Annotated in this window: 10 protein-coding genes; 6 read left to right on the top strand and 4 right to left on the bottom strand. The window is 33.9% G+C overall.

Going from position 1 to position 10,622, the window contains the following annotated elements; genetic code table 11:
* From SOY52_RS09195 to SOY52_RS09180, 4 genes are all read left to right on the top strand, one after another.
* Positions 1-411, top strand: a 411-nt coding sequence (locus SOY52_RS09195) for an MBL fold metallo-hydrolase (RefSeq protein WP_320848660.1), incomplete at its 5' end; no start/stop codon positions are given.
* A gap of 9 nt (positions 412-420) precedes the next feature.
* The gene (polA, locus tag SOY52_RS09190) at positions 421-3,279 is read left to right on the top strand and encodes a DNA polymerase I (RefSeq protein ID WP_320848659.1); all 2,859 of its coding nucleotides are present in this window, start codon (positions 421-423) and stop codon (positions 3,277-3,279) included.
* Positions 3,279-3,869 (top strand): dephospho-CoA kinase, encoded by a 591-nt coding sequence (gene coaE / locus SOY52_RS09185; RefSeq protein ID WP_320848658.1) that lies wholly within the window; start codon positions 3,279-3,281, stop codon positions 3,867-3,869. Before polA ends, coaE begins: the two co-directional genes overlap by 1 nt.
* A complete protein-coding gene (locus SOY52_RS09180; protein WP_320848657.1) occupies positions 3,862-4,872 on the top strand; it encodes a hypothetical protein in 1,011 nt (336 codons plus the stop codon). The genes coaE and SOY52_RS09180 overlap by 8 nt, the downstream gene beginning before the upstream one ends.
* A gap of 14 nt (positions 4,873-4,886) precedes the next feature.
* On the opposite strand, the gene SOY52_RS09175 is transcribed toward SOY52_RS09180, so the two are convergent.
* Positions 4,887-5,927 carry a KamA family radical SAM protein gene (locus SOY52_RS09175; protein ID WP_320848656.1) on the bottom strand — a complete coding sequence of 347 codons (1,041 nt, stop codon included), beginning with the start codon at positions 5,925-5,927 and terminating at the stop codon, positions 4,887-4,889.
* A 92-nt stretch (positions 5,928-6,019) separates the two neighbouring features.
* Between SOY52_RS09175 and SOY52_RS09170 the strand changes: the two genes are divergently transcribed.
* Both SOY52_RS09170 and SOY52_RS09165 read left to right on the top strand, forming a co-directional pair.
* A complete protein-coding gene (locus SOY52_RS09170; RefSeq protein ID WP_320848655.1) occupies positions 6,020-7,315 on the top strand; it encodes an MFS transporter in 1,296 nt (431 codons plus the stop codon).
* Complete coding sequence (locus tag SOY52_RS09165) at positions 7,308-8,177, top strand: DMT family transporter (RefSeq protein ID WP_320848654.1); 870 nt, start codon at positions 7,308-7,310, stop codon at positions 8,175-8,177. The genes SOY52_RS09170 and SOY52_RS09165 overlap by 8 nt, the downstream gene beginning before the upstream one ends.
* On the opposite strand, the gene SOY52_RS09160 is transcribed toward SOY52_RS09165, so the two are convergent.
* From SOY52_RS09160 to SOY52_RS09150, 3 genes are all read right to left on the bottom strand, one after another.
* Positions 8,166-9,245, bottom strand: a complete 1,080-nt coding sequence (locus SOY52_RS09160) for a DUF362 domain-containing protein (protein WP_320848653.1) — start codon at positions 9,243-9,245, stop codon at positions 8,166-8,168. The genes SOY52_RS09165 and SOY52_RS09160 overlap by 12 nt on opposite strands.
* A 43-nt stretch (positions 9,246-9,288) precedes the next feature.
* The gene (efp, locus tag SOY52_RS09155; protein WP_154426041.1) at positions 9,289-9,852 is read right to left on the bottom strand and encodes an elongation factor P; all 564 of its coding nucleotides are present in this window, start codon (positions 9,850-9,852) and stop codon (positions 9,289-9,291) included.
* Positions 9,853-9,896: 44 nt separating this feature from the next.
* On the bottom strand, positions 9,897-10,622 hold a 726-nt coding region (locus tag SOY52_RS09150; protein ID WP_320848652.1), incomplete at its 5' end, for an amino acid--tRNA ligase-related protein.

Here is a 10,622-nt window from a genome sequence, read left to right as displayed (position 1 = left end):
CAGTTCCCTGGAATTCCTCACTTTGAAGCACATACATTACAGCCATATAAGAGTGTTGATATTAGTGGCTTTAAGGTTCTTCCTGTTGCTGTTGAACATGGAAGAATGACTAAAATGGAAATTTTAGGCTATAGAATTGATGATAATTTTGCATATGTAACAGATGTCTCCAACATGCCAGAAACAACTTATGATGCATTAAATGGTGTTGAAACACTAGTTATTGGAGCATTAAGAAAGAAGCCTCATGGAGCCCATTTTTCTTTTTCAGATGCTTATAATGCAGCAAAACGAATTGGTGCTAAAAATATATATTTTACTCATATAAATCATGAAACATCCTATAGTGAGATTAATAGTCTTTATAGTGATGCTAAAAGCGCATATGATATGCTTGAACTAGAAGTATAAGGAGATAAGATGGATTCTTTATTTACTCAAGTAGAACTTGACCAGGAGCTACTTAAGCTACAGCAAAAAAAGAGTGAAGTTGTAAAAAAAGTAGAGAAAACAGAAATTGATGATAAACCTTTTGATAAAAAACTTTATATCGTTGATGGATATTCTCTAATTTATAGATCCTACTTTGCATTCATTAATCGTCCTCTTACCGATAAGGAAGGTAATAACGTATCATCTTTCTTTGGCTTTTTTAACACAATATTTATGCTTTTAAAGGAGTATGAATTTGACTATTTTGTAATAGCATTTGATGCTAATGGGCCTACATTTCGTCATGAAATGTATCCAGAATATAAAGCAAATAGAGATAAGACTCCAGATGATTTACACGCTCAAATTCCTATAATTCTAGAAACTTTAAAGAAGATGAATATTCCAACAATTAGTAAAGTTGGATATGAAGCTGATGACTTAATTGCAACATTAGCTGTTAATGCCACAAGACTTGGAATTGATACTGTAATGGTTACTGCTGATAAGGATTTGTTACAGCTTATTAACAACCATGTTAAGGCATTGCGACCACCTAAAAAAGGTCAGCCAAAGTATGAACTTTTTGGAAAGGATGAGGTAATTGAAGCTTATTCAGTTAAGCCTGAACAGATAATTGATTACTTATCTTTACTAGGGGACAGTGCTGATAATGTTCCTGGGGTGAAGGGTATTGGAGAAAAGACAGCTGTAAAGCTTTTAGAAGAATATAATTCTATTGAAGGTATTTATCGTCACCTAGATTCTCTTGCAAAGGGCTTAAGAGGTAAGCTTGAACAAGGTAAAGAGAGTGCTATGCTTTCAAAGACATTGGTTACTTTAGATTCTAGTGTATTTACTCTTGAAACCTTTGATAGCCCAGAATTCTTAACTTCTACAATAAACTATGGTGCAGGCGTTGAGGACTTCGTTGCTAGAAATTGTAATAATCTTGCAAAAACTGCTTTAGCTCTTTCTGGTGGTGGAAGAAAGATCATGGAGGAAGCGGTAAAAAAGAATGAGGAAAAAACAACTCAAACTGCCCCTCAAGAGTATTTAGGAGTTGGTTCTTATACTCTCTTAACTGATATTAAGGTTGTTAGAGCATATTTTGAAAGTGCAAAAAGAAGTGGTGGAGTTATTGCTTTTGATACTGAGACAACTAGTACTGAAATTAAGGATGCTAAATTTGTAGGCTTTAGTTTTTCTTATGAAATGAAAAAGGCTTTCTATTGTCCATTAATTTCTCAGCAAAAGGAATATCTTAAGCTTGATGATGTAATTACTCTTTTTAATGATTATTTTTCTACAGGGTTACTTAAGGTTGTAGGACAAAATATCAAGTATGATATAGAGCTTTTAGCTAAATATGGAGTCAAAATAAAAGATGTACATTTTGATACCATGATTGCAGCTTGGTTAATTGACTCAAATTCAGCTCAATATAGCTTAGACGATTTGGCTTCAAAATACTTGGCTTATGATACCATCCACTTTGATGATATTGTCAAAAAGGGTGAAGATTTTTCATATGTTGATTTAGATAATGCACTCTCATATTCTGCTGAGGATTCTGATTTAACATATAGACTTTATAAATATTTCGATACTCTTTTAGTTGAGAAAGATTTAAAGAAAGTATTTGAAGAATATGAGCTTCCTCTAATTGATGTATTAGTTGATATGGAAAAAGAAGGTGTTTTGCTTGATAAGGAATTCATGGCTCAGCTTGATGAAAGACTTAGTAAAAAGCTTGATGAATTAACAGCTCAAATACACTCCTTAGCAGGTCATGATTTTAATATCAATTCATCCATTCAGCTTTCTAAAGTATTATTTGAAGAAAGAGGATTAGAGGCAGTTAAGAAAACTCAAAGAGGATTTTCAACTGATACTGCAACATTAGAAGCATTAAAAGGTAAGGATCCAATTATTGATTTACTTTTAGAGTACAGAGTAGGAGCAAAGCTATTATCTACATATGTTGATGCACTTCCACTGCTTTGTGATGAAAATAATAGAATTCACACATCATATTTGCAAACCGGTACTGCTACAGGTAGACTTTCTAGTAGAAATCCTAACTTACAAAATATTCCAATTCGAACAGATGATGGAAGATTAATTCGAAGTGCTTTTGTTTCTAAGGAGGGAACTCTTTTCCTTTCTGCGGACTATTCACAAATTGAACTTGTTATGCTTGCTCATATCAGTGGTGATGAAGAGTTATCTAAAGCTTTTAATGAGGGCATAGATGTTCATAGATACACCGCATCCTTAATCTTTTCAAAGAATGTAGATGAAATAACTACAAACGAGAGAAGAATTGCAAAGACCATTAACTTTGGAATTATGTATGGAATGTCACCATTTAGACTTTCAAATGAGCTTGGTATTTCTCGCTCTGATGCTAAAGAGTTTATCGAACGTTATTTTGAACGCTACTGTGGGGTAAAAACCTTTGTTGATAGCGTTGTTGCTGACTGCGAAAAGAATGGTTATGTAAAAACTATGGGCGGTCACATTAGAGCAGTTAGTCAAATTAATAGTAGAAATAAAAATGAAAAGAGTGCTGCAGAACGTGTTGCTGTTAATACAGTAATCCAGGGGAGTGCTGCAGAATTAGTTAAAAAAGCTATGATTGCAATTTCTTCTGATTTATCTACAAAAGGATTAAAATCTAAGATATTACTTCAGGTTCATGATGAAATTATTCTTGAAGTTTATGATAATGAATTAGATGTTGTTAAAGAGATTGTTAGAAGCAGAATGGAAAATGCTGAAAAACTAAATGTACCACTTAAAGCGGGAATTGAGGTTTCAAAGCGTTGGGGAGACATGCACTAATGGTAGTTGGAGTTGTTGGAAAGAGCTGTAGCGGTAAGGATGAGGCAGTAAAATTCTTAGTAAACGAAGGATTTTATGAAATTAATGTAGATAAGCTTGGACATGAAGCTTTGAAGCAAAAGGTTGATGAATTAGTTTCATCCTTTGGCTCTACCATATTAAAGGATGGAGAAGTTGATAGAAAAATCTTAGGACCTATAGTTTTTTCAGATCCTGAAAAATTAAAGATTTTAAATTCTATAACTCATCCTTGGATGTGTGAAGAAACAGAAAGGCTTACAAAGGAGCATAAAAATTGTGTTATTAATGCAGCCCTCCTTGAGTCTATGGGGCTTGTGAGACTTTGCGATGAGGTCTTATACGTATTTGCACCTCTAGAGATGAGACTGGAAAGAGCATTAAAAAGAGATGGAATTACTGAAGAAAATTTCTTAGCTAGAAATAGAAATCAAAAGGAAATTGGGCTTAGTCTACTTGAAAGTGGCAAAAGAGTTATTACAATAATTAATGACCAAGATAAAGAATATCTTTATCGACAACTATCATTATATTGTGATAGACTTAAAAGTAGAGGTTATATAAATGGGTAAGTCTTCTCGTATAGTATTGTTGACAATTACTTCTGTTTTGGCAATCTTTGTTTTTGCCGCTATGTGGGTCGTTAAGCCATCAGAAGAAGGCAGTGTGCTTTCAGCTGCAAGAGAAAGGCAGAGTACCCCTTTAGTAAGTGTTTCTGAGCCTCTTAAGACAGATGTAAAAGCTCTTTCAGAAGAAGAGGAATTTGAATTAAAAGTTCGTAATCTTTTAACTGAAGATCCTGAATTTATTGATAAGCTTACAAATAGTATTAAGGCTTCATTACTTGAGGATGAAGAGTTTGTAAAGCAAATTGAATCTAAAGTTGATGATGTTGTCCTTTCTAGAGTTGATGACAGAGTTAAATACTATGTTTCAATTTATGAGAGCGAGTTAAATTCTTTATTAGAATCATATAAGAATGAGATTACTACTAATGTTGATAGTAAACTTGAAAGCTCTCTTGAAATTAATTCATTAGTTGATAGATTAATTGAACCTGTAACTGTTGCAGTATATAAAGATTTTGCAGCAAAAGAAGGCTTTGACATCGATACTGTTACTTCTATTGTTCTTGATAAGATTTCAAGCGATAAGGATTTGCTAACTCAAGACGTATTAAAGATTGTTTATGAAGAAATCGATGCTGCATTAAGTGAAGTCGATGAAAGAAATACTGAAATCTTAAATGATGTTAAAGCACTACTTGAGAGCCAAAAGGCAAGTGTTGACGAAGACTCTGTTAGAGCAATTGTTAATGAAGTAGTTTCTGCTAAGCAAGAAGAAATAGTAGTTGATGTTGTTGAAAGAGTATTAGCTAATATCGATTCCCTTGTAAATGATAAGGTTCAAAACTATGTTGATCAGAAAGTTCCTGAAGTTCCTGTAATTGTTACAGATCCAATTGTAAAAGCTCCAAAACTAGAGAATATGGCAGTAAGTGAAGCTGAATTTGTATCGGTAAGAGCAAGTGCAAGAGAAGAAGCAATAAAGAATGTTTTGAAAAATCTTAAATAATTAAATAGCAGGTCTTAATCGACCTGCTTATCTTTTTTAGGGTACTTTCTACTTTCTCCTTCTGGAGTTGTAAAGTAATAGTATTTTTCATCCTCAGCTACAAAATGATTTTCAGTAAGAACAATTTTGCCTCCTCCTTCTGGTAAATCAAGCGTGTACTGAGGCATCGCAAGTCCTGAAAGACGTTTTCTAAGTTCTTTATCAAGTAAGATTCCATCTTTTATATCTACTCTAAGGTGTGATGTCCCCTGTACAAGATCGCCTTGGAATAAGTAGTAAGGCTTTATTCTATTGTATAGTAGCTTATTACAAAGCTCTTCAAGGGTAGAAACATCATCATTTACACCTTTAAGCAACACTGTTTGGTTAAAGGCTGGAATAGAGAGTGAAAGAAATTTATTTACTGCTTCAATAGACTCATTAGTTAATTCTCTTGGATGATTAAAATGTGTAAGAAGCATAAATGGAGCACCATAGTTATACTTATTTATAGTTTCCATTACTTCATCTGTAAAGCGTTCAGGAAATGTTACAACTGCACGAGTGCAGAGGCGAAGTATAATATCAGGTCTTACCTCTTTTAGTTTCTTAAAAAGATAGTCAAGGCGTGAAAGTGGGAGAGTGAATAAATCCCCACCTGTAAGAAGGAGCTCTTTTATTTCACTATGCTTTGATAAGTATTTTGCGGCTTCATCAATTTCCTTTTCGCTAATTGGTCCTGAATCTAAACCTGTAAAACGTCTTCTAAAGCAGTGTCTACAATAGGTAAAGCATCTATCTGTTGTTAAGAGAGCTGCTCTATTTGTATATCTATGGATAAGTCTAGTTGTTACAGAGTTCTTCACTTCTTTAAGGGGATCAATTGATGCATCATTTACACATTCAAGACAAGATGGAACTACTTGTCTTCGAATTGGATCGTCCTCTTTATTTTCGATAAGTGAGAAGTAGTAGTCACTTATTTTAAGTGGAAGTGATGAAGGTGAATTAAACCAAGCTTCTTCATCCGCCTTCAAATTAAGTTTGCTTATTAAGTCCTCTTTAGTCAAAATCATAACAATTGTTGTAAAATTTTTTTAAGATCAATGCAAGTAGAACAATTTCTTTGCTATAATGGCTCTATCAAATATGTAACCAAGGGGGTAATATGAGCAAAAAAAAGAGTTTAAAAGGCTACTATCTTACAACGTTCTTAATTGGACTTGGCTTTTTTACGATGGGTTTGATGGATCCTTTATATGATACCTATGTTCCTATTTTTTTAGGAAAATATATATCATCTAATTCCTTAATTGGTACTATAATGACTCTTGATAACGTACTAGCAATTTTCTTAATACCTATCTTTTCAGCTTTCAGTGATAGAATTGATACAAAAATTGGAAGAAGAATGCCATTTATCATTACCCTTCTTCCACTAGCAGCTTTAGCATTTGGATTAATTCCTATTTCTGCTCTTTCATCTCTTTGGGCATTAGTACTATTAATCTTTGTACTAAATCTTGCAAAACAGGCTGTAAGGGGTCCTGTAGTTGCTCTTATGCCTGATATGGTACCAGGAGACTTAAGAAGTGAAGCTAATGGTGTTATTAATACAATGGGTGGAATAGCAACAATCTTAGGAACAATTTTACTTGCACGACTTATGAATGTTAAAGTAACTCTTCCAAAGTTCGGTGTTGTTGATAACGTACTTGCTTTCCCTGTTGCTTCTATTTTTGTAATTATTGCTGTTGTTCTTCTTTTTATCTTTGTTAAGGAGAAAAAAAGTACAGTTAGACCAGATGATAAAGAGGAAGAAGAGAAGAGGGAACCAATCCTTAAGAGTTTAAAGGTTGTATTAGGTGAAAAGAATAAATCTGCACTTTACATCTTAATTAGCTTACTTTGTTGGTTTATTGCATACCAAGGTGTACTTCCATTTGTTGGAAAATACTCAGTTGAAGTTTTAGGAACTTCATCTGGAACTGCATCATTAGCTGCAGGTATGGTTGGTATTGCTTATGCTATTTTTGCTATCCCATCTGGAAAGTTTGCTCATAAGCATGGTAGAAAGAAGACAATTAGAGGTGCATTAATTTGCTTAGTTACAGTATTAATTTTAGTATTCTTACATGGTGTATTACTAAAAAGCTTACCACCAACTGTTAAGCTTCTTACTTTCTGGGCATTACTTTTCTGCTTTGGTATCTTCTGGGTTACAATTGTTACAAACTCATTCCCAATGCTTTGGCAGATGTCTACATTTAGTACTGTAGGTATTTATACAGGACTTTACTACTTCTTCTCTCAAGCTGCTTCAATTATTTCACCTCCTCTTTCTGGTGCATGTATTGACATCTTTGGATATCCTAGCTTATTTATCTATGCGGCAATCTTTATGACTATAGCATTTATTACAATGAGTAAGGTTGACCGTGGAGAACCAGAAGACGGTGAATAAAAAAATATTAGGACACATAGCAGCACTCCTATGTGCTATAATTTGGGGAACGACCTTTATTTCAACAAAGGTCGTTCTTTTGTACTTCACACCTATTGAGATTTTGGTAATTCGTTTCTTAATGGGGTATATTTTACTTTGGATAATAAAACCTAAGAGGGTAGAACTAAAAGGACTTAAGTGGGAATTAAATGCGTTTTGTGCAGGAATATTTGGTATAGCTCTGTATTACTTAGCTGAGAACTATGCGCTTGAATATACTAGTGCTGGAAATGTATCTTTAATTGTTTCTACAGCTCCATTTTTCATTGCTTTAACATTTAGACTATTAAAGGAATCAGAGGAAAAGCTAACACTAAATTTCTTTTTAGGTTTTGTTCTTGCAATTGTTGGAATTGCATTAATGAACTATAAGGAAGGTTCCTTTTCCTTTGATACCTATGGATTTTTGCTTGCCTTACTCGGAGCTATCTTGTGGGGTTTTTATTCTGTATTTATAAAAAGAGCGAGTAAGGATTGTAGTGACACAATTATTCTTACAAGAAGAACCTTCTTCTATGGTTTAATTGTATTAATTCCAATTTCTTTAATACTTGGTTTTGATGTGCAAGTTAAAGATTTTTCGTCTTTAGATGTATTGTTAAATATTTTATATCTTGGCCTTGGAGCTTCTGCAATTTGCTTTGCAGTTTGGAACTATGCAATAAAGGCTCTTGGAGCGCTTGTTAGTGGAGTATATATATACTTAGTTCCTGCCATCACAGTAGTATTTTCATACTTTTTCTTAAATGAAGGTTTAACCTTAAATATGATTGCAGGAACTGTTTTAGTAATAATTGGCTTAGTGATCTCAGAAAAATAGATCACTAAGTGAATCATAAATTGCTTTGGCAGAAGGTGGACATCCTTTTACGTTAATCTTTGCACATGAAGTACATTTGCCAACACCAATATTTGTTTCTTTGTCCTTCCATCCCTGTCCTATTGCAACCTTACTTTCAAGCCTGTTAATTAAGCCATCTTCTTTTAAACGTTTTAAGGCATGCATTAAGGAAGCATAGCAAGCTGAACAAGCATCCTTAGCATCTGCATATTTGCTTAAGCTTCTGCAAGCTCCAGTTGGAAGAGGCATTGATACATTTTCTGGCTTTTGCAGTACCTGGATATTAGCATTACTAATATCTGTTGAACCAACACCATAGCTCTCTGCTAGTGGGATATATTCAATATCTTCTTTATCATAACCAAGTAAAGAGGCTGCATAGGTATCAATTAATACTGGATCCTTACCCATAATAAGACGATTAGTTACTACAGGGTTTCCGCCTTCTTCAAAATCTAAATCACCACAGATAGAATCAACAATAATAAGGTTTGGTTTTATTGCTGCATTGAGAGCTGCAATTGGCTTCATTAAGCCCCAAGTATGAAATTGTCTTTTTGATCTATCTGATAATAGACCTTTTTGATTTTTTAAAGCACAGGTAATTAAGGTTTGACAATGTCCCTTTAATACAGGCAGAGAAATTAAGTAGTCGAGTGCTAAAGCAGTTTTAGAAATCTCCATTGTAAGACCTTTAACACTTACTTTTTCATAGCTATCCTTCTTAACATCAACAAGTGGAACATTAAAGCTTTTATAGTTGTTTACTCTAAATGCTCTCTCTGTTGAGTCCCCAACCCATGAGGATTCAATAATAATTATGTTAAAGTATCCTTTATCATTTAAGTATGAGATTAATTCTTTAATTATCTCATTATGAGTTGTAGCACCTGTTTCAGGAGTTGTAGCAACAACAAGATTTGGCTTTATGCCAATTTTAGCATTCTTGTTTGGAATCTCATTTTCAATATCTAAATTATCTAAAAGCTCACGTGTAGCTTTTTCAATTGTTTTTGAATAAGTTACAAAAATATCTTTTTCTTTCATACTAATTTAAAAGCGGCTCTAAAATGGAGCCGCTGTATGTTAATTATTTGTTTACCCTTTCAAGGTATTCTTTTGTTTCTGTGTTAACGCGGATCTTTTCACCCTGCTTGATGAAAATTGGTACTCTAACCTTGAGACCTGTTTCAGTTGTTACATACTTTGTAGCACCCTGAACTGTATCGCCCTTAACAGCTTCTTCAGCTTCAGCAACTGTGAATACGATTTTTGCTGGGATTATGATATCAAGAACCTGATCTTCCCAGAAAGTTGCGCGATAAGTCTCACCTTCTTTCATGAAGTACTCGTAATCAGGGAAAGATGCCATAGGAACTTCAATCTGATCGAAAGATTCAACGTTCATGAAAGCAAAGTTTGTTCCATCATTGTAAAGATACTGTAAATCCTTATCTTCTACTGTGATGTCCTCTGCGTTATCCTGAGACTTCATAGTCTCTGCGAGAACCTGACCTGTGCTTGGGCTCTTGAGCTTTAAGCGAACGAATGCAGAACCCTTACCTGGGTTAACGAATTCGCGATCGATACAAACAAAAGGCTGACCTTTGATCAAAAGTGCAGTACCCTTATCAATCTGACCTGCTTTAATCATTATTATACCTCAAATATTAGTTTATTTTCTTATTGCTTTTTGACTTATAGTCCGTCATGTATCATATCAGAAAGAGGAAATAAAAGTAAAGGTGTTATTTCGGCTTTTCCCAAAATGCACATTAATAGTCGATCAAGTCCAATGGCAACACCACTTGATTTAGGGATATTTAAATCATAAAAACTTGAATCAATCTTAGGAATTGGTAGATTATTAACGCTTCTTTGATTAACTAAGCGTTCATATTCTTTCAAATAATAGGCTTTAGTTATCTCTTTTGAGGTTTCTTCTTTATAACAGTTAGCAACCTCAGTCTTATTGATATACATTTCCCAACGATGTCTATAAGGTCTATCTATATATTTTTCTGCAAGACAATCTATTTGGTATGGATAGTCAGTTAATACAACAGGCTTTTCCGTTGGAAGAGAAGGCTCTACAAAGTTGATAAAAATTCTATTAAACGTATCATCCCACTCTTCGTTTGGTGGAACATAGAGACCTAACTTCTCAGCTGCTTGCTTCAAGCTTTCATATTCTTGTAAGGCGTCAAGGTCAAGTCCTGCATACTTTTTTATTGCATCATTAACACTCATTTTGATAAATGGTGGAAGAGCATAACTAGGAGTCGTTGGCCTTTTAATTGCTTTTAATAGATCTTCTGTTAAGGCAATTGAATCATTTTCGTCATAACCTAAGGTATAGTATTCGAGCATTGAAAACTCAGGATTATGAATTTCTCCTAGCTGTTCACTATTTCTAAAGCAACT

The sequence above is a fragment of the Bullifex sp. genome (assembly GCF_034103065.1).
Taxonomy (GTDB): Bacteria; Spirochaetota; Spirochaetia; order Sphaerochaetales; family Sphaerochaetaceae; genus Bullifex.
Note: the sequence above shows the minus strand (reverse complement) of the source record. Positions and strands in the feature narration are given on the sequence as shown.

What these genes read in the sequence shown, in the direction of transcription:
- polA (WP_320848659.1), top strand. Translation starts at nt 421, where the DNA reads ATGGATTCTTTATTTACTCAAGTAGAACTTGACCAGGAGCTACTTAAG.
- coaE (WP_320848658.1), top strand. Translation starts at nt 3,279, where the DNA reads ATGGTAGTTGGAGTTGTTGGAAAGAGCTGTAGCGGTAAGGATGAGGCA.
- SOY52_RS09180 (WP_320848657.1), top strand. Translation starts at nt 3,862, where the DNA reads ATGGGTAAGTCTTCTCGTATAGTATTGTTGACAATTACTTCTGTTTTG.
- SOY52_RS09175 (WP_320848656.1), bottom strand. Translation starts at nt 5,927, where the DNA reads ATGATTTTGACTAAAGAGGACTTAATAAGCAAACTTAATTTGAAGGCG.
- SOY52_RS09170 (WP_320848655.1), top strand. Translation starts at nt 6,020, where the DNA reads ATGAGCAAAAAAAAGAGTTTAAAAGGCTACTATCTTACAACGTTCTTA.
- SOY52_RS09160 (WP_320848653.1), bottom strand. Translation starts at nt 9,245, where the DNA reads ATGAAAGAAAAAGATATTTTTGTAACTTATTCAAAAACAATTGAAAAA.
- efp (WP_154426041.1), bottom strand. Translation starts at nt 9,852, where the DNA reads ATGATTAAAGCAGGTCAGATTGATAAGGGTACTGCACTTTTGATCAAA.